The 22,429-nt window shown below is 72.0% G+C and carries 13 protein-coding genes; 2 read left to right on the top strand and 11 right to left on the bottom strand.

Annotation, left to right across the window (positions count from 1 at the left end):
* Positions 1-2 precede the first annotated feature (2 nt).
* The 7 genes from ACGFYN_RS04215 to ACGFYN_RS04185 all read right to left on the bottom strand — a co-directional run bounded on the left by ACGFYN_RS04215 (position 3) and on the right by ACGFYN_RS04185 (position 14,276).
* Complete coding sequence (locus tag ACGFYN_RS04215; protein ID WP_393864203.1) at positions 3-1,616, bottom strand: succinic semialdehyde dehydrogenase; 1,614 nt, start codon at positions 1,614-1,616, stop codon at positions 3-5.
* A 136-nt stretch (positions 1,617-1,752) separates the two neighbouring features.
* Positions 1,753-3,654, bottom strand: coding sequence for a serine/threonine-protein kinase (locus ACGFYN_RS04210; RefSeq protein ID WP_393864202.1), 1,902 nt, complete (start codon positions 3,652-3,654; stop codon positions 1,753-1,755).
* A gap of 71 nt (positions 3,655-3,725) precedes the next feature.
* Complete coding sequence (locus ACGFYN_RS04205; RefSeq protein WP_393864201.1) at positions 3,726-5,330, bottom strand: serine/threonine-protein kinase; 1,605 nt, start codon at positions 5,328-5,330, stop codon at positions 3,726-3,728.
* 92 nt (positions 5,331-5,422) lie between these two features.
* Positions 5,423-7,081 carry a serine/threonine-protein kinase gene (locus ACGFYN_RS04200; RefSeq protein ID WP_393864200.1) on the bottom strand — a complete coding sequence of 553 codons (1,659 nt, stop codon included), beginning with the start codon at positions 7,079-7,081 and terminating at the stop codon, positions 5,423-5,425.
* A 257-nt stretch (positions 7,082-7,338) separates the two neighbouring features.
* Positions 7,339-9,009, bottom strand: a complete 1,671-nt coding sequence (locus ACGFYN_RS04195; protein WP_393864199.1) for a serine/threonine-protein kinase — start codon at positions 9,007-9,009, stop codon at positions 7,339-7,341.
* Between the two features lie 162 nt (positions 9,010-9,171).
* Entirely contained in the window at positions 9,172-11,925 is a 2,754-nt protein-coding gene (locus tag ACGFYN_RS04190; protein ID WP_393864198.1) for a protein kinase, read from the bottom strand.
* Positions 11,926-12,089: 164 nt separating this feature from the next.
* A complete protein-coding gene (locus ACGFYN_RS04185; RefSeq protein WP_393864842.1) occupies positions 12,090-14,276 on the bottom strand; it encodes a serine/threonine-protein kinase in 2,187 nt (728 codons plus the stop codon).
* Between the two features lie 171 nt (positions 14,277-14,447).
* Between ACGFYN_RS04185 and ACGFYN_RS04180 the strand changes: the two genes are divergently transcribed.
* Positions 14,448-15,491 carry a serine hydrolase domain-containing protein gene (locus ACGFYN_RS04180; RefSeq protein ID WP_393864197.1) on the top strand — a complete coding sequence of 348 codons (1,044 nt, stop codon included), beginning with the start codon at positions 14,448-14,450 and terminating at the stop codon, positions 15,489-15,491.
* A gap of 95 nt (positions 15,492-15,586) precedes the next feature.
* Here ACGFYN_RS04180 and ACGFYN_RS04175 read toward each other — a convergent pair whose 3' ends face one another.
* Positions 15,587-17,293, bottom strand: a complete 1,707-nt coding sequence (locus ACGFYN_RS04175) for a glycerol-3-phosphate dehydrogenase/oxidase (protein ID WP_393864196.1) — start codon at positions 17,291-17,293, stop codon at positions 15,587-15,589.
* Positions 17,294-17,566: 273 nt separating this feature from the next.
* Between ACGFYN_RS04175 and ACGFYN_RS04170 the strand changes: the two genes are divergently transcribed.
* Positions 17,567-18,775, top strand: a complete 1,209-nt coding sequence (locus tag ACGFYN_RS04170; protein ID WP_393864195.1) for a nucleotide sugar dehydrogenase — start codon at positions 17,567-17,569, stop codon at positions 18,773-18,775.
* A gap of 97 nt (positions 18,776-18,872) precedes the next feature.
* Here the strand turns inward: ACGFYN_RS04170 and ACGFYN_RS04165 are convergent, their stop codons facing one another.
* The 3 genes from ACGFYN_RS04165 to ACGFYN_RS04155 all read right to left on the bottom strand — a co-directional run bounded on the left by ACGFYN_RS04165 (position 18,873) and on the right by ACGFYN_RS04155 (position 22,359).
* Positions 18,873-19,997, bottom strand: coding sequence for a GuaB3 family IMP dehydrogenase-related protein (locus ACGFYN_RS04165; protein ID WP_393864194.1), 1,125 nt, complete (start codon positions 19,995-19,997; stop codon positions 18,873-18,875).
* Positions 19,998-20,114: 117 nt separating this feature from the next.
* Complete coding sequence (gene guaB, locus ACGFYN_RS04160) at positions 20,115-21,617, bottom strand: IMP dehydrogenase (RefSeq protein ID WP_393864193.1); 1,503 nt, start codon at positions 21,615-21,617, stop codon at positions 20,115-20,117.
* 154 nt (positions 21,618-21,771) lie between these two features.
* A complete protein-coding gene (locus tag ACGFYN_RS04155; RefSeq protein WP_093724548.1) occupies positions 21,772-22,359 on the bottom strand; it encodes a sigma-70 family RNA polymerase sigma factor in 588 nt (195 codons plus the stop codon).
* Between the last annotated feature and the right edge of the window lie 70 nt (positions 22,360-22,429).

Here is a 22,429-nt window from a genome sequence, read left to right as displayed (position 1 = left end):
CTCTACCGGAACCGGAACGCCTTCATGAGCCGCAGGCTCCGGCTCATGAACTGGGCGTACTTCTCGTCGTCCATCCCCAGCGACGGCGCCATCGGCAGCAGGCGTTGCTGGGCCACCGTCTGGGCCTCCGTGTACTTGAGGATGCCCTCGGAGCCGTGGCGGCGGCCGAGGCCGGAGTCCTTCATCCCGCCCATGGGGGACTGGACGCTGCCGTAGGCGGGGGCGTAGCCCTCGTTGACGTTCACGGTGCCGGTGCGCAGCCGTGCCGCAACCGCGCGGCCGCGGCCGCCGTCCTTCGTCCAGACCGAGGAATTCAGGCCGTACGGCGTGGAGTTGGCGTGCTCGACCGCCTCGTCGTCGGTCTTGAAGCGGTAGATCGAGACGACCGGTCCGAAGGTCTCCTCCGTGCACACCGACATCGGCTCGGTCACGTCGTCGAGGATGGTCGGCTCGAAGAAGTACGGGCCGATGTCCGGGCGGGCCGTGCCGCCGGCGACGACCTTCGCGCCCTGGGCCACCGCCTCCTCGACATGCCGGGTGACCGTCTCCAGCTGCCGCTCCCCCACCAGCGAGCCCATGTCGGCGCCGTAGGCGAGGGACTTGCCGAGGCGCATGCCCTTGGTGCGGGCGGCGAAGCGCTCCAGGAAGGCGTCCGCGATCGACTCGTGGACGTACAACCGCTCGATGGAGATGCAGAGTTGGCCGGCCGAGGAGAAGCAGGCACGGATAGCGCCCGCGGCCGCCTTCTCGATGTCGGCGTCCTCCAGGACCAGCATCGCGTTCTTGCCGCCGAGTTCGAGGGAGACGCCGACCAGACGGGCGGCGGCGCCCTGGGCGACCTCGCGGCCGGTGCGGGTGGAGCCGGTGAAGGAGACGTAGTCGGCGTGCTTGACGACCTCGGGGCCGACGACCGGGCCGTCGCCGAGCACGACCTGGAAGACGTCCGCGGGCAGACCGGCCTCGATCAGCAGGTCACGGGCCCACAGGGCGGTGAGGCAGGTCTCCGTGTCGGGCTTCATCACCACCGCGTTACCCGCCACGAACGCCGGCAGGGCGTCGCCGACCGACAGTTCCAGGGGGTAGTTCCAGGGGGCGATCTGGCCCACCACCCCGCGCGCATGGCGCAGTTCGGTGACCTTCGTCAGCGTCGGGATCGCGCCCGTGTGCCGCTTCGGCTTGAGGTACGAGGGGGCCTTGTGGCCGTAGTGGCGGGAGGCCACGGCGACGGCCTGGACCTCCTCGTGGGCGTGCAGGCGCGCCTTGCCGGTCTCCAGCTGGATCAGGTCGAGGACCTCGGCCTGGCGGGCGAGCATCAGGTCGTGGAAGCGGAGCAGGACGGCCGCGCGCTGCCGTACCGGTGTCCGCTCCCACACCGCCTGCGCCGCACGGGCCGCGTCGAAGGCCTTCGCCACGTCCTCGGGCGTGGACTCCGGCAGGTCGGCGAGCTTCTCGCCGGTGAACGGCGTGTGGTTGGCGGTACGGCCGGAGCCGACCACGCCCTTGGTCAGCTGGGCGACCAGCTCGGGCGTCACCACGTCGGCGGCCGTACGGGCGCCCTCCGGTGCGGGGGCGAGGGGATTCGTGCCGGTCTTGGCCGGGGCTTGCGCGTCCGTCATGAGGCGCAGGGTATGCCGGTGCGCAGGCTTTGGGTACCCGTCGGTAACGCGGCTTCACCGACTGCTCACACGACGCCAGTGCTCACTGGCAACGAATGCGCTGATCAGCGCTTGTACGGGGACGGCCCGATACGGTTCAGCTTTTTCCGATGACAAAACGGTCACGCGCGCCCTTGAAGAGCGCCGTGCCCTTCTTCTCGTCCGGGGTGCCCTTGGGCATGTCGGCGCGCAGTTCGTACAGGCGGCCGTCGCCGGTGCGGATCATCAGCTGCATCACCCGTGTCGGGGAGCCGGCCGTGCCGTAGGTGGTGTCGGCGAGGACCGCCTCGTGGCCGTGGAAGGTGGTGCGGGTGTACTGGGTGCGCGCGTCCCCGGCGTAGCCGTTCCAGACTGCGTGGGCCGCCTGCGCCTCGGCCATCGGGGTGCGGGGCGCTCTGTCCCACTCGGTGAGGCGGATGCTGACGTCGCCGTCGGTCTCGCCGTACTCGACGAGGCGGGGCGGTCGGGCGGCGCCCCCTTCCCTGGCGGACGCCCGGTATCCGCTCGGCAGCGAGAGCACGGCGTGCATCGCCGTCTCGCGGTGGGCGGTCCAGCCGGCGGAGAGCGCGGTGGGCGTCGGCGTCGCGGCGCGGGCCGGGGCCTCGGTGAGGGTGGCGGTGCGCTCGGTGGCGCGGTTGCCGTCGGGCGCGGTGGCGTAGGAGGCGCCGAGCCAGGTGCCGCCGACGAGAAGGGCGGCGAGGGCCGCGAGTAGGACGGGGCGGCGGAGGAAGCGCCTTGGAGCGGGCGTGGTGGTGGGGGTGGGGGTGGTCGTGGTGGCGGGAGCGGGGGGCGGCTCGGGTGCCGGGGCTGGGGTGGCGGTGGGGGCGGTGGCCGTGGCACGCTCGGCAGCCGGAGCCACGGAGTCCGCGTCCTCGCGCTCGAACGCGTCTTCAGCCGCGCGCTCGCCCGCGCCGCTCCTGCCCGGGCGATCTTCCTCGCCCGTGCCCTTGCTCGTGTCCGCGTTCTTGCCTGCGATCGCACCGCTCTCGCCCGCGTCCCCGCGACCGTCCGCGCCCGCGCTCCCGCTCCCGCCTGGGCCCTCGCCTCCGCCGTCGCTCGGCGCCGCCGCCCCCTGCAGCCGTACAGTCGCCGAGTCGTCCGCGAACTCCCGTAACGCAGAGGCATCTTGAGCTGCCGTCACATCGGTCTCGATCACGGGCACCGGCCGGCCCTCGGCCACCGCCTCCAGCACACCGGCCGTCTGCTCCGCGGTGGGGCGCCGTTCGGGATCCTTCAGCAGCAGGCGGGCTATCAACGGGCCCAGCGGTCCCGCCTGTTTCGGCGCGGACGCATCCGCGGCGATGACCGCGGCGAGCGTGGACTCCACCGTCGTACGCCGGAACGGGGAGGCGCCTTCCACCGCCGCGTACAGCAGGACGCCCAGGGACCACAGGTCGGAGGCGGGCCCCGCGCTCCGGCCGGACATCCGCTCGGGCGCGACGAACTCCAGCGAGCCGACGAACTCCCCGCTCATGGTGAGGGATTCCTCGCCCTGGACGTGGGCGATGCCGAAGTCGGTGAGGACGACGCGGCCGTGCGCGCCGAGCAGCACGTTGGCGGGCTTCACGTCCCGGTGGACGATGCCGACGGAGTGCGCGGCGCGCAGGGCGCCGAGGACGGCCAGACCGATACGGGCGGCCTCGGCGGCCTTGACCGGCCCGCGCCGGAGCACCTCGTGCAGGGACTCGCTGCGGACCAACTCCATGACGATCCACGGCAGTCCGTCCTCCTCCACCACGTCGTGGATGGAGACGGCGGCGGGATGGTCGACGCGGGCGGCGGCGCGGGCCTCGCGGTAGAGGCGGTGGGCGGCCCGCCGGTGGTGCTCGTCGTCCGGATCGCCCGGCAGCCGCGGCTGCTTGACGGCGACCTCGCGCTGCACGAGTTCGTCGTACGCCTGCCAGACCGTGCCCATCCCGCCGGAGCCGATCCGCTCGGTCAGCCGGTAGCGCCCGCCGACCAGCCGGCCCCCGCGCGTACGTTCGCCGCCTTCGCTCATGCCTCATGAGTACCGTGCGGAACGGCGACTTGTCGACGCGGCTCCGGCCGGCTCGCCCGACTCCCTTGGGGCTACGGCTTGGTGATGTCGATGTTGGCCAGCGCGGTCTTCGCCACCTCGCGCCCGCGGGCCGTGAAGTCGCCCTTGCCGGGGTAGCTGACGGTCACCTTGTACATGTCGCCGGACTTGGTCCGGTAGTACCAGACCCGCAGTTCGCGCGGGCGCGGGTTCTGGCTGTCGTCGGTGGTGTAGACGATGGTGTTCTCGGCCGCGGGTCTGCCGTCGTGCGTGATGTTGTCGTTCGTCCTCGTCCTCGCCCCGGAGGGCATGTCGAGCTCGTACTCACCGTCGCTCTTGAAGTGCTCGTTGTCGGCGTACATCTGGGCGGCGGCGGAGTTCTTGATGTCGCCCGCGTCGTCGTCGCTCTTCCTCGCCAGGTTCACGCCGATCCAGACGGCGCCGCTCCGGTCGGTGTAGGTGACCCAGTTCTTGTCGGAGTCGTCCTTGCCGGGACGGGCCACCTCATAGGTGGCGGGTACCCCGATGGTCACCCCCAGGTTGGGGCTCGCCTGTTTCTTCCAGCCGTCGGGGAGCGGTCCCGCGAACGGGTCCGCGAGCACCAGATACGCCGCCACCGCCGCCGCCACGACCCCCACGCCGATGCCGAGCAGAGTCTTGCGCCCGAGCCGGATCCCCCGTTGGACGATCCGCACCTGCTGCATGGGCGCGGTCGGCACGGGCTCCGGCGGGTTCGCGGCCTGCGACAACAGGGCCCTGACCTGGGCGGCGCCCGGACGTCTCGCCGGGTCCTTGTGGAGCAGGCCGGTGACCAGCTCGGCCAGCGGGCCGGACGCCGAAGCGGGCGGCGCCGGCGTGGCGTTGAGGACCGACTGGAGCGTGGCCGGCGTGTTGCTGCGGCGGAAGGGGGAGACGCCCTCGGTGGCCGCGTAGAGCACCACGCCCAGGGACCAGAGGTCGGAGGCCGGGCCGGGGCGCTGGCCCAGCACGCGCTCCGGGGCGATGTACTCGGGCGAGCCGACGAAGCCGCCGGTGTCCGTCAGATTGGTCTCGCCCTCGATCTGCGCGATGCCGAAGTCGGTGAGGACGACGCGGTCGTAGCGGCCGAGGAGGACGTTGTCGGGCTTGACGTCGCGGTGCAGGATGCCCGCCGCGTGCGCGGCCTCCAGCGCGCCGAGCACTTCCAGGCCGATCCTGGCGGCCTCGCGCGCATCGAGCGTGCCCTCCTGGAGGGCGCTGCCGAGCGAGCGGCCCCGCACCAGCTCCATGACGATCCACGGCTGGCCGTCCACGACCGCCACGTCGTGGACGTCGACCACCGCGGGGTGGTCCAGGCGGGCCGCGGCACGGGCCTCGCGGCGCATCCGCTCGAAGACGTTGGCACGTTCGCGATCGGGAAGGTGTTCCGGAACGCGGGGCTCCTTGACGGCGACCTCACGGTCGACCGTCTCGTCCTTGGCGCGCCACACCGTGCCCATACCGCCGTGCCCGAGCTTGCCGAGCAGTCGGTAGCGGCCCGCGATGAGACGGCCGGTGCCCGGGTCCGGCGGAGCCGTCACCTGGGTGGGCACTGCGTACGGGTTCGGCTCCTGCGGCGGTTGCAGAACAAAACTCGTCGTCTCGTCGGACTCCCGGCCCGCGCCCCCGTTGTTGCTCATGGATCCATCCATATCGCGTCAGGCGCTCCCGTATCCACAGGGAATGCCCTCCGGTCACAGACCCGTGACGCGTACTGCCACTTATCTCCCTTTTATGTACGTACGAACGTGTCGACGGCGACGTCGAAGTACTCCTTGGCCTCCCGCACCTTGCCGACGGGCGCCGACACCCACACGTCGTACATCCGCCCGCCCTCCTCCCAGCACAGGTCGTAGGTGTGCCGGGCGCCCTCCGCCGTGCTGAAGCCGTTCCAGGTGAACTCCCACAGGGCGGCGGGGTGTCCGTGCCGCGTGGTCGAGGTGACCCGGCCGTCGTGGTAGCCGGGGTTCGTGTCCGGGCCCTTGCCGGCGGAGCGCCGCATCACCGCGAGCGGACCTCCGGGATCCGGGTCGGCGGCCTTGATGCCGAGGCGGAACGTCTCTCCTGGGGACAGGTAGAAGACGCGCTCCCCCTGCGGCTCGCGCGTGAAGCCGTCCGGTACGGCGAGGGAGAACCCGGCCGGGTCGTCGGCGACGCGGTAGCCGGACGGGGCGGAGGGGCGCCGGCTCCCGGTGGAGCCGGACGAGGGTGCCGCGCTCGAGGCGCTGGGGGACGGTGTCCCGCCGGAGCCGCCGGCCGAAGGGGATCGGGAGCCGGCAGAGGGCGACGCGCTCACCGACGTACCCGGGCCTGAACTCGCCGGTGTGCCGCCCCCTTCGCCGCCGCGGTTCATCAGCAGCGCCGCCGCCGACACCCCCGCCCCGGCCATCGCGGCGACGAGCAGCGCGGCCACGAGCATGCCCCGGGTGGAGTGGCGCGGCTGCTCCACCGTGGGCGCCGAAGGCGCCGGTGCCGGTGCCGGTGACGGGGGCGGCGCGGGCTGCGGGCGTGGTACGTCCCGCTGGGTCGGCGGGTGGTCGGGCGCCGGGATGCGGCCCGTGGATCGGTAGGCGCGCAGCATCCGCTCGGCCTGGTCCGCGTCCAGCCGCCGGTCCGGATCGCGCTCCAGCAGGCCCCGTACGACGGGCAGGAGCGGCGCGGCCTGCGGTGGCGGCCGTATCTCGTCGAACACGACCGCGTGCAGGATGCCGCCCAACGAGTCGCGCCGGAACGGCGATTCACCGCTCAGCACGGTGCACAGCAGCGCGCCGACCGACCAGAGGTCGGACTCCGGGCCGGTGCGGGCCCCGGACATCCGTTCCGGCGCGGTGTACTCGGGCGAGCCGACGAAGGAGCCCGTCTCGGTGAGCGTGGTGGCGCCCGCGACCTGCGCGATACCGAAGTCGGTGAGGACGACGCGCCGGGAGCCGGCCTCCAGCAGGACGTTGGCCGGTTTGATGTCGCGGTGCAGGACACCGGCAGCGTGCGCCGTGCGCAGCGCGCTCAGCAGGCCGATGCCGATCCGGGCCGCCTCGGCGGCGTCGACCGGTCCGTGCGCGGAGACCCGGTCGGCCAGCGTGCCGCCGTCGATCAACTCCATGACGAGGTAGGGGCGTTCGTCGTGCACCACGACGTCGTGCACCACGATGATGTGGGGATGACGCAGCTGGGCCACCGCGCGTGCCTCGCGCAGCGTGCGCTCACGCTGTCGCCGGGCCTCCTCGGCGGAGAGCGTCTCGTCGAGGTCGAGCGGGATCTCCTTGACCGCGACCCGCCGGCCCAGCAGCTCGTCGGTCGCCCGCCACACCACGCCCATGCCGCCGCGCCCGAGTCTCGCCTCGAGCCGGTAACGGCCCGCGATGACACGGACGTTCTCCCCCTCGGTCCCCATGCGCCCCATCATGCCCCACCGGACGGACGCCCTCCGGAGCACCGACCGGCCAAGTATCCGGCCGCCTCGGGAGTACCGAAGGTGGACTCTCGGCGATCATTTCCGGCCACAACCGGTTTAAGCGCCACGACCACCGTGACCGATGCCGGCGCGGCGAGTGGCGCTGCCGCGTGCTCGTGGCCGTTGTCGAAGGGAGCACGACAGTCCGTTCATGCACTGACTACGCCTGAGCCCCCCGCACGGCAACCCGACTCGGGTCAACCCTCCTGGAAGCCCCGCAGGATCACGTCGAACTGCTTTTTGGTGGTGGCCCAGTCACCGATCGGCGCGGACGCGTAGATGGCGTACTCGGTGCCGGCACGGTTCACGTATCCGACGTCGATCGCACGGTAGGGGCCCGGGAAGTAGTGCGGCGCATCCTTGGCCAGGGCGTTCCACGTGTACTCCCAACGGGAGCCCGGCAGGTCGCGGAAAAGCTCCTCCTTGAGGCTCAGCCGCTTGTAGTCCTGAAGCCGCGCTGAGATCCGCTGCTCCAGGTCGCTCATGTGTTCGTACGAGGTGGTGAAGTCCGGCGCGGTGTCGACGGCGACCCGCACGAGATGCTTGCCGTTGTCGGGCGAGTAGTCGACCTGCATGAGGCCGTCCTGGTCGATGGAGACGGACCGCTTCCACCCCTTGGGCAGGGAGATGCTGAAGCCCACGGGGTCCTTGCGCCGCTCCCAGTTGGCGGGAACGGTGCCGTCGAAACCCTTCGTCGGCGTGCTCGTCGGCGCCGGGCTGTGTGAGGCGGAGTTGCCGCCGCTGTCCGTGCCCCGCGACTCGTCCCACTTCTGCAGCGCCACGGCCGTGCCGCCGGCGACGATCGCGGCGAGGGCGATCGCGAGGACGAAGGTGCGCAGCGGGCGGCGCCTCGGCGCGGGGGCGGTGCCCGTCAGGTGTGCCGGGCCCATTCCGGCCGGGCCCACGGCCGTCGGCCCGGTCACCGGCGAGTACGGCGTGGCGGAACCGGTCCGCGGCCCGGTCACGGCGCCGGTGTGCGGGCCCGTACCGGTCGCCGTCTCGAAGCGGGAGCCGGTGTGCTGGGTGGGCAGGAAGGCCTGTGCCCCGTTCGGGCGCCTGCCCTCCGCCGCCTCGGCGAGCAGCTGCTCGGCCTCGGCCGCGCTCGGACGTGCCGCGGGGTCCTTGTGCAGCAGGGCGGCCAGGACGGGGGCGAGCGCACCGGCGAACTGCGGCTCGGCGGCGTCGTCCTCGACGACCGCCTGCATCGTGGACAGCGGCGAGGTGCGCCGGAACGGCGACCTGCCCTCCACCGCCGTGTAGAGCGTCGCACCGAGCGCCCACAGGTCGGAGGCGGGACCCGGGTCATGGCCGCGGACGCGCTCGGGGGCGATGTAGTCGACGGAGCCGACGACCTCTCCCGTGCGCGTGATCGTCGTATCGCCCTCGATCTGCGCGATACCGAAGTCGGTGAGGAGGACGCGCCCGTCGTGCCCGATGAGAACGTTGCCGGGCTTCACATCCCGGTGCAGCACACCGACGGAGTGCGCGGCGCCCAGCGCCCGCAGCACCCACAGCCCGATCCGCGCGGTCTCCGCCGCCTCGATGCGCCCGCGCTCCTTCACGGCGTCCGCGAGCGAGTAGCCCTCGACGAGCTCCATGACGATCCACGGCCGGCCGTCGTGTTCGAGCACGTCGTGCACGGTGACGACCGCGGAGTGATTGATCCTGGCAGCCGCCCGCGCCTCCGCGCGCGTACGCGCGAGCAGCCGGTCCTGGTCGCTCTCGGAGACGTAGAGCGCGGCGGTCAACTCCTTGATCGCGACGGCCCGGTGCAGCACCTCGTCGTGCGCGCGCCACACACGGCCCATGCCACCGCTGCCGATCGAGTCGGCGAGCCGGTAGCGGCCAGCGACAAGCTGGCCCTGCATCTGATTCACGTTGCCCCGCAATGCTCTTGACAGGGTCAGACTAAGGACAGGGCCGCCAACACGGAACCAGGGGGGTGCCAAGGAGACCGCACTGTGACGGTTGTCGCTTCCGTGCGTATGGCGCAACCATCCGGGCCCATCACGGAGCCTTCACAGATGAGTTCAGTCAGTCACCTGATACGTGGTCGAGGCCTGCTCGTACAGCTTCGTCACCTCGTCGCGCTGCGACTCGGGCCCGCGCACCTGCACGATGTGGTACCGCCCGTCGATGAGCATCGCGACGTTGCGCACGTACAGGTCGCGTCCGCTTCCGTCGGTCCAGGTGAACTGCCCCTCGGCCGAGGCCCGCGTGCCCACGGTGACGGTGCGCAGCCCGGTCGCGGTGGCCCAGCTGGAGCTGCGGTACGGCTGCAACTCGTGCTCCGTGTCCCGCTGGTAGGCCATCGGGTCCTTGCCGTAGGTGACCGCGCCGTCACGCCCCTTGACCACGATGAGCTGGAAGTCGCCGTGCGAGTACACGACTTGGTTCCACGCGTTCTTCGGGGCCCGCGACCAGCCCTTGGCCACGGCGATCCGGAAGCCCTCGGGGTCCTTGCGGAGGGTGAAGCCGCCCGGCAGGCCGGGACCCGTGGTCTGACTCTCCGTCGCGCCCGCCGATTTGGAGGCGCTGGGGCTGTTCTCGGGCTTGGGCGAGGTCTGGTCGGGCCGCGGCTGGCTGCTCGCGCCCTGCTCCGACTGCGTGGGAGCCGGGCCGGCCTCGCCCGCACTGCCGGTGCGGTCGCCCGCCGCGCCGTTCTCCCCGGCCTTCGGCATGAAGAGCACGGCGTACGCGATCGCCGCGGCCAGCAGGAGGAGGACCAGCAGAAGCAGCGTACGGCCCAGTCTGCGCGGCGACTTCGCGTCCTGCTTGGCCCGCTTGTGCCGGCCGTGCGGGCTGGTCGCGGGGAGCCCGGCGCGCCGCCTGCGCACCAGCTCGCCCCGCCGCCGTACGACGGGCAGCCGGCTGGTGTCGGTCGGCGGCGCCGCTATGACGTGGGCGCCGGCGTCGGGCTCGGGCGCGGACCGCACGAGCGACCGCAGCCAGCCGCGCAGCTCCTCGAAGTCCAGCCGCTCGGTGGGGTCCTGACGCAGCAGCGACTCGACGACCGGCCTCAGCGGCCCGCACTCCTCGGCGAAGGCGGGCGGCTCGGCACAGACCATCTGCACCAGCTCGGCCGTCGACTCCTCGGGATACGGCGCATGTCCCTGTACGGCCCTGAAGAGCAGCGCGCCCAGCGCCCACAGGTCGGTCGCGGGTCCGATGGGCGCCGCCAACTGCCAGTTCTCGTGCACCGGTCCGGCCTGCTCGGGCGCCCAGCGCTCGGTCACCGGCCCGACGACGGCCATCCGCGCCTGCCGCGCCCGCTCCGCGGCGAGCGGGGTGGCGGGACCACGGGACGCGGGGGTGCCGGCCACAAGGTCGTCCCACCGGCTCGGGGGCGCCGTGCCGGACGGCAGCGGGGCCGGGGCCGCCCCGGGCAGGGCGTACGAACCGGGGCCGGCCGGCGTCGGAACTCCCGCCGGGGGCGCGGTGTCCAGGCCGGGCGCGGCAGCTCCCGGCGCCGTGGCACCGTAGGCGCCGCCAGCCTGGGTGGCGTCACCTGCCTGGGCGGCGCCGTCGTCCGACGGCGGGCCGCCGAGCTCCGTCCCGTCAAGCTCCGCGCCGGCGGGCGGAAGTGCCGTACGTCCGCCCTGGCCGCTCGTGCGGCCGGCCGCTCCATTGGCACCGGGGCGCGGTGCGGCACCGTGCCAAGGGGCGCCGCCAACGCCGTAGGGGTCGGCTATCTGTCCCGGCGGCGGGAGTACCCGGTCGCCCGAAGTGTGCGTCTGCGCCGAGCCGTTGGACTGGGACGCGGGGCCGCCCTCGGGCGCGGAACGGGCTCCCGGCAGTGCCGCCCGCTGACTCTGCTGCGCCTGCTGCACCCGGGCCGCGGCCCGCGCGCCGGCCCGGTACGCGGCGATCGCACCCGCCCGCGCGGCCCGGACGTCCCCGCCGCTTTCGAGGGCCTTGGGCGCGAAGGCACCGGCCGCCCCCGCTGCCGGCGCCGTCTCCGCGCCCGCGGGTGCCAGTCCCCCGGCAGCCCGTGCCGCGATCGCCGCCCGCCGCGCGGCCTCGGGATCGCCACCGGGACCACCCTGGACGCTCGGGGGAACCTGACCGCCCGGCAACTCCCGGCCGCCGGGCGGAGCGGACCCGGCCGAACCCGATGACGGGCCGGGCACGGCTCCGAAACCGCCGTTCTCGTCACTCTCCGCAGCCGGCACCGGGTCGTACCCGCACAGTGCCTCCTCCGCCGCACCGACCGCGAGCCCGGTCAGCATCACCCGGCCGTCGTCGCAGACGAGCACCGTCCTGGCCGTGATGTTCCGGTGCACCCAGCCGTGGGCGTGCAGTACGCGCAGCGCCATGAGGACGTCGGAGGCCACCTCGGCCGCGCGATACGGCGACAGCGGCTTCTCGGCGAGCAGCGCCGCCAGCGGGCGCGCCTCCACCAACTCGCTGACGATCCACAGCGAACCGCCCTCGGCGAACACGTCGAAGACCTGGTCGAGCCGTGGATGGTCGGGGATCCGCGCCGCCGCCTGAGCGGCCTCCACCGCACGCCGTACGGCCGGATCGGCGGGCCGCCGCGTCCCGGCTCGCCCCACGGACCGGGCACCTCGCTCGCGCGGGCCACGGGCCGTGAAGCCGTCGGGCAGTCCGTCGGCGTCGATCACCTCGGCCTCGACGACCTCCGGCAACGGAATCTGCCTGACCAGGACTTCCTGTCCGCTGTAGGTGTCGAAGGCGCGGGTGTCGGTGAGTTCGTACTCGTCGGCGGGCGGCAGCGGCAGGCGGTAGCGGTCGGCGAGCACCCGACCCGCATAGTCGTCCACGTTGCCTCCCCCGGCAGCCCGGTCGGTCAATTCCGTTCGCCTTGTGCACCGTTCCGAACCGATACTCGGATGCGTACGGTCCGCAAGCACTCACGATACGTGCCGGAGGCAACCCGCAAAGAGGGGATGCCAGATCTCAGGGCTCAAACCCGGGGCGGGTCACATCACGACTTCGGTTCGAACGTCTTCGCGAGCGTCTTCCACGTGTCCTTACGGAGTTCACTGCCCCAATTGGCCGCTTTCGCCGTGTACATCAGCGCATATCCGAGATGGCCATTGACGACGAATCCCCGGTCTATGGTCCGGTACTTGGTCCCGCCGTCCATATAGGTGAATTCCCAGTCGGCCGTGTTCCAGCCGCGGTAGTCCACCTTCTCTATTCGGATCTTCTGGTACCCCGAGCGCACCATGTAGCGCTCCTGGTTCTTCCAGTCGGCGACCGGGTCGCCCTTGGGCGTGGACGTCCATGCGATGAGCAGCTTCTGCCCGTCGGGCCCGGTGTACCGGTCCCCCGCGGCGCCGGTGGACTGGTACCTCCACCCCTTGGGCAGCCCGATCGAGTAGCCCTGGCTCCCCTTGTGCGTCGACTCCACCCCGGCGCCGCCGCCGGACGAGCCGTCAGCCGCGCTGCCGCCGGTCGCGGTCGGGTCGTCGCCCGGTGTGCCGGCCGACGGCGAGGCCGCGCCGGACTGCCCGGCGTCGTCGCCCTTGTCCTTACGGGTCCCGCCGCTCACGTCCTCCTTGGTGCCGGCACTGGCGGACGCACTCGCCGCGGCCTTCCCGCCGCCGCTCTTCGCGCCGTTGGTGTCCTTGCCGTCGCCTCCGCCGAGCGTGAGCGCCAGCACGGTCCCGAGCACGGCCAGCACGACCACGGCCGCGATGATCACCAGCGTCCGCTTCGGCACCACGTCACTGAGTGGCGCCCTGGGCACGGGACGCGGCGGCAGATCAGGCGGCGGCATGACCGGCCACCCCGAACTGCGGCCGCCCGACGGCGTGTTCGCACCTTGCGCCGCACGCTCCCCGCCCGCGGAGTCCGCGCCGCGCGACGCGGCCGACGTACCCGGGGTCCCGGAAGAGGCCGCGGAACCCGATGTCCGTCCCGGAGCCGACGGTGCCGAGGACGGGGACGAAGACGGCGACGAGGCCGGCGCGGACGCGGGAGGCACCGGCGGCAACGGAGCCGTCGGAGCGTTGGGAGTGGTGGACCCGGCCGCCCCCGCGGACGCGCCGCCGGAACCCGAACCGGCTCCTGCACCACCGGACTTGCCGCGCGCCGCGGCCGCCGAACCGGCCGCCGCCCCCGCCGCCGTGGCGGCCTTGCGCACGGAACGCAGCGCCCCGCGCAGCTTCTCCGCCGCCTCCTCGCCCCGCTTGCCACCGGAACCGCCCGAACTCCGCCTGCCCTCGGGCCCGTCGGGCTGCATCGGCAACGGCACGACCTTGGTCGCGTCCGCGGGCGGCTCCGGCTCGTCCTTCCGCTCGGGTGCGTGGATCACCGCGTTGAGCATGGCCCGCGCACCCGCGTCGTCGAGCCGCTGGGCCGGGTCCTTGGTCAGCAGACCGTAGATGACGTCCTTCAGCGGCCCCGCGTTCTTCGGCTCCTCCAGCGGCTCCGTCATCACCGCGGTCAGAGTCGCTATGGCCGAGCCCTTGTCGTACGGCGGCAGGCCCTCGACCGCCGCGTACAGCAGTCCGCCGAGCGACCACAGGTCGGCCGCGGGGCCCGGCTTGTGCCCACGGGCCCGCTCGGGGGAGATGTAGGAGGGCGCTCCGACGAGCATGCCGGTCGAGGTGATGGACGGGTCGCCCTCGACCTGGGCGATACCGAAGTCGGTGAGCACGACCCGGTCGGTCTCGGACTCCAGCAGGACGTTGGACGGCTTCACGTCACGGTGCAGGATGCCCTCGCGGTGCGCCGAACGCAGCACGTCGAGAACCGCCAGCCCGACCTCGGCCGCCCGCTTCGGCTCGAGCAGACCGTCCTCCCGGATGACCTCGGCGAGCGACTTGCCCTCGACGAGCTCCATCACGATCCACGGCCGGTCGTCCTCGTCGACCACGTCGAAGACCGTCACCGCACTGTTGTTGCGGATCCGCGCGATCGCCTTCGCCTCGCGCAGCGTCCGCGTGATCAGCCGGCGCTTCTCGTCGTCGTCGATGTTCGTCGGGAACCGAAGCTCCTTGACGGCGACCGTCCGACCCAGGGTCTCGTCCTCGGCCCGCCACACCGTGCCCATGCCGCCGCGGCCGAGCACCCTCCCCAGCCGGTAGCGCCCGGCGAGTAGACGATCACGGTTGTCCTGACGAGTGTCCTGTCGAGATGACCCCGCCCGCTCCGCCTCCGACATGCGTCCCCTCATGCAACCCGCCCTGACAGAGCCTCCATTGTCCCTCACCCGACAAGTGCCCAGTGCCCAGGGTGCCCGTGGTGCCGTACGGGGGATTTGCGCCCTGAAGACCCCCCTGAACCGCGCATTCCGCCAGCCTGGATGATGGGCCGCGACAAGGGAGGAGCCGCGATGGCGCCGCTTCGGACACTACTGGCCATACCTGTGTCCCTGACCCTGCTCGCCCTCGTCCCCAGCGGCCTCCCGGCTCCCCGGGCCCCTGGCCCGGACGCGATCCTTCCGCTGCTGGTCACGCAGGGTGGAGCGCCCGCCGCGGCCCTGCTGGCCCAGGAGCAGTCCGGCACCCGCTACGCCCGGGCGGGTCGTGGCATCGCCCGCGCCGACCACTTCCGCGCCGGCAGCATCACCAAGACCTTCGTCGCCACGGTCGTCCTGCAACTCGCCGCGCAGCACCGGCTCTCCCTGTCCGACACCGTCGAGCAGCACCTGCCCGGTCTGGTGCGAGAAGCGGGCAACGACGGCCGGACACTGACGCTGCGGGCCCTGCTCACCCACACCAGCGGGCTGTACGACTTCACCCGGGACACCAAGGGCCTCACCCCCGTCACTGCGCTTCAGGCCGTACGCATCGCTCTCACCCACCCCCCGGCCCACCGTGGCCGCTTCTCGTACTCGAACACGAACTACGTCCTGCTCGGCATGGTCGTCCAGCAGGTCACCGGCCGTTCCTACGCCACCGAGGCCGAGCGGCGCATCATCGCCCCACTGGGTCTGACGGGCACCTCCTTCCCCGGCTCGCGCACCTCTCTGCCCTTCCCGCACGGCCGCGCCTACACCGCCGGCGGAACCGACATCACCGAACTCGACCCGCGGGTGGCCGGGGCCGCGGGCGAGCTGGTGACCACGCTGGCCGACCTGGACCGCTTCTACGCGGCCCTGCTCGACGGCGAACTGCTGCCCTCGCGCTGGCTGCGCGAGATGCTCGACACCCGTACCGCACACGGCTCGTACGGCATGGGCCTGTTTCCCGTGAAGCTGCCGTGCGGCACCACGGTGTGGGGACACAACGGGCGCATCCTCGGCAGCTACGTGCGCACCGCAGCCACCGCCGACGGCCGTCGTGTCCTCACCTTCCGTGTGAACACGGCGGGGATCGCAGATCCCGGTCTCGAACCACGGCTGCTCGATGCCGAGTTCTGCCCACGCATTCCGTAGAACGACCGGGTTCCGAACGAAGATCCCGGTTCCTGACACTCGTTCGGGTGACACCTCGGGTGATACGAGGTCAGGCCCTCGATCGGGCCTGGGACTTACAGCGGCACGATGTCCGGCGCCCCCAGCCGCGCCGCGTCCGCCGTGAGGTCGTCGGGCTGGCGCTGCGACTCCCGCTCGGCCTCCACCCGCTTCTCGTAGTGCTCGACCTCGCGCTCGATCTGGTCCTTGTCCCAGCCGAGCACCGGCGCCATGAGTTCGGCCGCCTCCCGCGCGCTGCGCGTCCCCCGGTCGAAGGTCTCGATGGAGATGCGGGTGCGCCGGGTCAGCACGTCGTCCAGGTGCCGGGCGCCCTCGTGCGAGGCGGCGTACACGACCTCGGCACGCAGATAGTCGTCGGCGGCCTGCAGGGGGTCACCGAGGGACGAGTCGGTCGCGATCAGGTCGAGGACCTCCTCCGCCATCGCGCCGTACCGATTCAGCAGATGCTCCACGCGCACCACGTGCAGTCCGGTCCGCGCCGCGATCCGCGCCCGGGCGTTCCACAGCGCCCGGTAGCCCTCGGCGCCCAGCAGCGGCACGTCCTCCGTCACGCACTCGGCGACCCGCATGTCGAGGCCGTGCACCGCCTCGTCCACCGCGTCCTTGGCCATCACCCGGTACGTCGTGTACTTGCCGCCCGCCACCACGACCAGGCCCGGCGCCGGATGCGCCACGGTGTGCTCGCGCGACAGCTTGCTGGTGGCGTCCGACTCGCCGGCCAGCAGCGGGCGCAGCCCCGCGTACACCCCCTGTACGTCGTCCCGCGTCAGCGGCACCGCGAGGACCGAGTTCACATGTTCAAGGAGGTAGTCGATGTCCGCGCTGGACGCGGCGGGATGCGCCTTGTCGAGGTCCCAGCCGGTGTCCGTCGTGCCGACGATCCAGTGCCGGCCCCAGGGGATGACGAACAGCACGGACTTCTCCGTGCGCAGGATCAGCCCGGACGAGGAGCTGATGCGGTCCTTCGGCACGACCAGGTGGATGCCCTTGGACGCCCGGACGTGGAACTGCCCGCGCTCGCCCACCATGGCCTGGGTGTCGTCGGTCCACACGCCCGTCGCGTTGACGACCTGCTTGGCGTGGATCTCGTACTCCCCGCCCGCCTCGACGTCCTGCACGCGCGCGCCCACGACCCGTTCGCCCTCGCGGATGAACCCCGTCACGCGCGCGCGGTTGGCGACCTTCGCGCCGTAGGACGCCGCCGTGCGCACCAGTGTGGCCACGTAACGCGCGTCGTCCATCTGGGCGTCGTAGTACTGCAGGGCCCCGACCAGCGCGTCCTTCTTCAAGGCCGGAGCCACGCGCAGGGCGTGACGGCGGGTCAGGTGACGGTGCAGGGGCAGACCGCGGCCGTGTCCGCGGGCCATCGACATGGCGTCGTAGAGCGCGACGCCCGAGCCCGCGTACAGCCGCTCCCAGCCCTGGTGCTGCAGCGGGTAGAGGAACGGCACCGGCTTCACCAGGTGCGGGGCCAGCCGCTCCAGCAGCAGGCCGCGCTCCTTCAGCGCCTCCCGTACGAGCGCGAAGTCGAGCATCTCCAGATAGCGCAGCCCGCCGTGGATCAGCTTGCTGGACCTGCTGGAGGTGCCCGAAGCCCAGTCACGTGCCTCGACCAGCCCGGTGGACAGGCCGCGTGTCACGGCGTCGAGGGCGGTTCCCGACCCGACCACGCCGCCGCCCACGACCAGCACGTCCAGCTCACGCTCGGCCATTCCCGCCAATGACTCGGCGCGCTGCGCCGGCCCCAGTGTCGCTGTCCTCACTGCTGCCTCCCGCTATCGATAGCGCCGGCTGCACCCGTCGGGCGAAGCCCGTTTCCATTCCCCCCTGCCCAAAATTCTGACCGTCTTGCCCGAGTTCAGCCACCACTCACCCCCAGCCTGTGGACAACATTCCCGGGACCTGCGGAAAACGCGGTCGGCCAATACCGCAAGACGGTCATATTTACTCCTAGTGTGACATTGCGCTTCACCTGTCCTGTCCACAGGGCTTGCGCACCTGTCCCGCTTCGGCTACTGGGAAGGACGGCCCACTCCATGCCCGCAGATCTCGCCGTCATCGGACTCGGCCCGTTCGGCCTGCCCCTGGCCCAGGCGGCCGTCGCCGCCGGCATCCCCACACTCGGCTACCGGACCGGTCCCGAACCCGGTTCCCTCAGCCCCGCCGAACTGCGCCGCATGTTCTCGGGAGGCTTCAAACACGCCACCACCCCCGCCGAGCTCGGCCGGGTCCGCACCGCGGTCATCTGCGCGCCTACGCCGCGCGGCGCTGACGGCGGTCTCGACCTCGGCCTGGTGGAAGCGGCCGCGCGCACACTGGCCGCGCACATGCGCCCGCACACCACGGTGATCCTGGAGTCGCCCGTACCGCCCGGAACGACCGAGGAGTTCCTGCGCCCGGTCCTGGAAGAGGGCTCCGGGCTGCGCGCGGGCCGCGACTTCCACCTCGCCTACTCCCCCAGCCGGGTGGACCCGGGCAACCGCGACTTCACCCCGGCCAACATCCCCAAGGTGATCGGCGGCCTCACGCCCGCGTGCACCGAGTCGGCCGCCGCGTTCTACGGCCGCCTCACCGACAAGGTGGTACGCGCGCGTGGACTGCGCGAGGCCGAGACGGTGCAGCTCCTGGAGACCAACTTCCGGCACGTCAACATCGCGCTCGTCAACGAGATGGCCGTCCTCTGCCACGGCCTGGGCGTCGACCTGTGGGACGTCATCCGCTGCGCGGAGACCAAGCCGTTCGGCTTCGAGGCGTTCCGCCCCGGCCCCGGCGTCGGCGGCCACGCCGTCCCCCAGGACCTCACCGGCCACGCCGGACGCACCCTGCGCATGGTCGAACTCGCCCAGCAGGTCAACAGCCAGATGCCCCGTTACGTCGTCCGACGCGCGGCCACGCTCCTCAACGAGCACGGCAAGTCGGCGCGCGGCGCCCGCGTGCTCCTCCTCGGCGTCACCTACAAGCCCGACCTCGCCGACCAACAGGGCACGCCCGCCCGGGAGATCGCCGTCCGCCTCATGGAGCTCGGCGCCTCCATCAGCTATCACGACCCGCACGTCCCGTCCTGGAACGTCCTCGACCGCCCGGTCCCCCGCGCCGACTCCCTCTACGAGGCCGCGGCCGACGCCGACCTGACGATCCTGCTCCAGCAGCACCGGACGTACGACCTGCAGGGCCTGTCGGTGAAGGCACAGCTCCTGCTGGACACACGCGGCGCCGCGCCCACCGGGGTGGCGCATCGGCTGTAGAGAGGCACCCGCGAAACGCTCCCCGCCCAGCCCTCCCTTGGGCAGGCAAAAGGCCGGTCACCCCGCGAGGTGACCGGCCCTCCAAACGCCGGGAGCCCTACCGCTTGTGCTGCGAGTCCGCCACCGTGACCTCGACCCGCTGGAACTCCTTGAGCTCGCTGTAGCCGGTCGTGGCCATCGCGCGGCGCAGGGCGCCGAAGAAGTTCATGGAGCCGTCGGGGGTGTGCGAGGGGCCCGTCAGGACCTCCTCGATCGTGCCGACGGTGCCCAGGTCGACCTTCTTGCCGCGCGGCAGTTCCTCGTTGACCGCCTCCATGCCCCAGTGGTGGCCGCGACCCGGCGCGTCCGTCGCGCGGGCCAGCGGAGAACCCATCATCACCGAGTCGGCGCCGCAGGCGATCGCCTTCGGAAGGTCGCCGGACCAGCCGACACCGCCGTCGGCGATCACGTGCACGTACCGGCCGCCGGACTCGTCCATGTAGTCGCGGCGGGCCGCGGCCACGTCCGCGACCGCCGTGGCCATCGGGACCTGGATGCCCAGGACGTTGCGCGTGGTGTGCGCCGCGCCGCCGCCGAAGCCGACGAGCACGCCCGCCGCGCCGGTGCGCATCAGGTGCAGGGCCGCGGTGTAGGTGGCGCAGCCGCCGACGATCACCGGGACGTCGAGCTCGTAGATGAACTGCTTGAGGTTCAGCGGCTCGTGCGAGCCGGAGACGTGCTCCGCCGAGACCGTCGTGCCGCGGATGACGAAGATGTCCACGCCGGCGTCCACGACCGCCTTGGAGAACTGCGCCGTGCGCTGCGGGGAGAGCGCGGCCGCCGTGACCACGCCGGAGTCGCGCACCTCCTTGATGCGCTGGCCGATCAGCTCCTCCTTGATGGGAGCCGTGTAGATCTCCTGGAGACGGCGGGTCGCGGCCTCGGCGGGCAGCCCGGCGATCTCGTCGAGCAGCGGCTGCGGATCCTCGTACCGCGTCCACAGGCCCTCGAGGTTGAGCACGCCGAGGCCGCCGAGCTCACCGATGCGGATCGCGGTGGCCGGCGAGACGACCGAGTCCATGGGAGCGGCCAGGAACGGCAGCTCGAAGCGGTAGGCGTCGATCTGCCAGGCGATCGAGACCTCCTTCGGGTCCCGCGTACGGCGGCTGGGGACGACGGCGATGTCGTCGAAGGCGTACGCCCGGCGGCCGCGCTTGCCGCGCCCGATCTCGATCTCAGTCACGTCTGTGGCCTTTCCCTGATGCGTTGCAGCGTCTTCCAGTATCGCCGACGGGTACGACAAGGGCGGCCCCGGATGTACCGGGACCGCCCTCGTGCGTCCGCTACGCGCGCGTGCGCGTCACTGCCTGCTGTAGTTCGGCGCCTCGACCGTCATCTGGATGTCGTGCGGGTGGCTCTCCTTGAGGCCCGCCGAGGTGATCCGGACGAAGCGGCCCTTGGACTCCATCTCCTCGATGGTGGCCGCGCCCACGTAGCCCATGGTCTGGCGCAGACCGCCGACGAGCTGGTGCAGGACGTTGGCCAGCGGGCCGCGGTAGGGCACCTGGCCCTCGACGCCCTCGGGCACGAGCTTGTCGTCGGAGGCGACCTCGGCCTGGAAGTAGCGGTCCTTCGAGAACGACTTCGCCTGGCCGCGGGACTGCATCGCGCCGAGCGAGCCCATGCCGCGGTAGGACTTGAACTGCTTGCCGTTGATGAAGAGCAGCTCGCCGGGCGACTCCTCGCAGCCCGCGAGCAGGCTGCCCAGCATGACGGTGTCGGCACCGGCGGCGAGCGCCTTGCCGATGTCGCCGGAGTACTGCAGGCCGCCGTCGCCGATCAGCGGGATGCCCGCGGGGCGGGCGGCGAGGGAGGCCTCGTAGATGGCGGTGACCTGCGGGACACCGATGCCGGCGACCACGCGCGTGGTGCAGATCGAACCGGGGCCCACGCCCACCTTGATGCCGTCGACACCGGCGTCGATCAGCGCCTGCGCGCCGTCACGCGTGGCGACGTTGCCGCCGATCACGTCGACCGGGACGCTCGACTTGATCTTCGCCATCCAGCTGAGGGCGTTGCTGTTGTGGCCGTGCGAGGTGTCGACGACCAGGAAGTCCACGCCCGCCCCGGCCAGCGCCTGGGCCCGCTCCAGGGCCTCGGGGCTGGCGCCCACGGCGGCACCGACGAGCAGCCGGCCCTCCGCGTCCTTGGCGGCGTTCGGGTACTTCTCGGCCTTGACGAAGTCCTTGACCGTGATCAGGCCCTTGAGGATGCCCTCGGCGTCGACCAGCGGCAGCTTCTCGATCTTGTGCTTGCGCAGCAGCTGCATGGCGTCGACGCCGGAGATGCCGACCTTGCCGGTGACCAGCGGCATCGGCGTCATGACGTCGCGCACCTGACGGGTGCGGTCGGTCTCGAAGGCCATGTCGCGGTTGGTGACGATGCCGAGCAGCTTGCCGGCCGGGTCGGTGACGGGCACGCCGCTGATCCGGAACTTGGCGCACAGGGCGTCCGCCTCCGCCAGCGTGGCCTCCGGGTGCACCGTGATGGGGTCGGTGACCATGCCGGACTCGGACCGCTTGACCAGGTCGACCTGGTTGACCTGGTCCTCGACCGACAGATTGCGGTGCAGCACGCCGACGCCGCCCAGGCGGGCCATCGCGATCGCCATGCGGGACTCGGTCACCTTGTCCATCGCCGCGGAGAGCAGCGGGATGTTGACCCGGACGTTGCGGGAGATGCGGGACGAGGTGTCGACCGCGTTGGGCAGCACCTCGGATGCGCCCGGCAGCAGCAGCACGTCGTCGTAGGTCAGCCCTAGTGTCGCGAATTTACCGGGCACTCCGTCGACGTTCGCAGTCATGACACCTTCCCCAAATGGCCTTGATCGGTGCGGATGTCCATGCTAACGGGAAGCGTGCCTCTCAAATTCCACGGTTCCGCATGACCTCGGGCTTCGTGTGTTCGTACGGAATCGTTGAGCCGCCTGTTCGAACAAGGCGCTCAACACGGGGGCGTCACTGCTCCGCGAGCGCCCTGAGCCGGCTCAGCGCACGGTGCTGCGCGACCCGCACCGCCCCGGGTGACATTCCCAACATCTGACCCGTCTCCTCGGCCGTGAGGCCCACCGCGATGCGCAACAGAAGCAGTTCGCGCTGGTTCTCGGGGAGGTTGGCCAGCAGTTTCTTGGCCCATTCGGCGTCGCTGCTGAGCAGCGCGCGCTCCTCGGGACCGAGTGAGTCGTCGGGCCGCTCCGGCATCTCGTCCGACGGCACCGCCGTCGAACCGGGGTGCCGCATCGCCGCCCGCTGAAGGTCGGCGACCTTGTGCGCGGCGATGGCGAAGACGAACGCCTCGAAGGGGCGGCCGGTGTCCCTGTAGCGCGGCAGCGCGAGCAGGACGGCGACGCAGACCTCCTGCGCGAGGTCCTCCACGAAGTGCCGGGCGTCGCCCGGCAGACGGGACAGACGCGTGCGGCAGTAGCGCAGCGCAAGGGGGTGGACATGGGCGAGCAGGTCGTGTGTCGCCTGTTCGTCCCCGTCGACGGCGCGATGGACGAGTGCACCGATCGCCCCTGCGGCATTGGCCGCCTCGTCGTCGCGCATCGGTCCATGGTGCCTTGCGGCTGCACGGTCCGTGCCACCGCGCTCGATGTTGTGCACCGAAGCGTTATGA

Origin of the sequence: Streptomyces sp. NPDC048419 (assembly GCF_043200415.1) — a bacterium.
GTDB lineage: Bacteria > Actinomycetota > Actinomycetes > Streptomycetales > Streptomycetaceae > Streptomyces.
This window is presented reverse-complemented; position numbering and strand designations above follow the sequence as displayed.

What these genes read in the sequence shown, in the direction of transcription:
- ACGFYN_RS04180 (WP_393864197.1), top strand. Translation starts at nt 14,448, where the DNA reads ATGGCGCCGCTTCGGACACTACTGGCCATACCTGTGTCCCTGACCCTG.
- ACGFYN_RS04215 (WP_393864203.1), bottom strand. Translation starts at nt 1,616, where the DNA reads ATGACGGACGCGCAAGCCCCGGCCAAGACCGGCACGAATCCCCTCGCC.
- ACGFYN_RS04155 (WP_093724548.1), bottom strand. Translation starts at nt 22,359, where the DNA reads ATGCGCGACGACGAGGCGGCCAATGCCGCAGGGGCGATCGGTGCACTC.
- ACGFYN_RS04200 (WP_393864200.1), bottom strand. Translation starts at nt 7,081, where the DNA reads ATGGGGACCGAGGGGGAGAACGTCCGTGTCATCGCGGGCCGTTACCGG.
- guaB (WP_393864193.1), bottom strand. Translation starts at nt 21,617, where the DNA reads ATGACTGCGAACGTCGACGGAGTGCCCGGTAAATTCGCGACACTAGGG.
- ACGFYN_RS04205 (WP_393864201.1), bottom strand. Translation starts at nt 5,330, where the DNA reads ATGAGCAACAACGGGGGCGCGGGCCGGGAGTCCGACGAGACGACGAGT.
- ACGFYN_RS04210 (WP_393864202.1), bottom strand. Translation starts at nt 3,654, where the DNA reads ATGAGCGAAGGCGGCGAACGTACGCGCGGGGGCCGGCTGGTCGGCGGG.
- ACGFYN_RS04195 (WP_393864199.1), bottom strand. Translation starts at nt 9,009, where the DNA reads ATGCAGGGCCAGCTTGTCGCTGGCCGCTACCGGCTCGCCGACTCGATC.
- ACGFYN_RS04170 (WP_393864195.1), top strand. Translation starts at nt 17,567, where the DNA reads ATGCCCGCAGATCTCGCCGTCATCGGACTCGGCCCGTTCGGCCTGCCC.
- ACGFYN_RS04185 (WP_393864842.1), bottom strand. Translation starts at nt 14,276, where the DNA reads ATGTCGGAGGCGGAGCGGGCGGGGTCATCTCGACAGGACACTCGTCAG.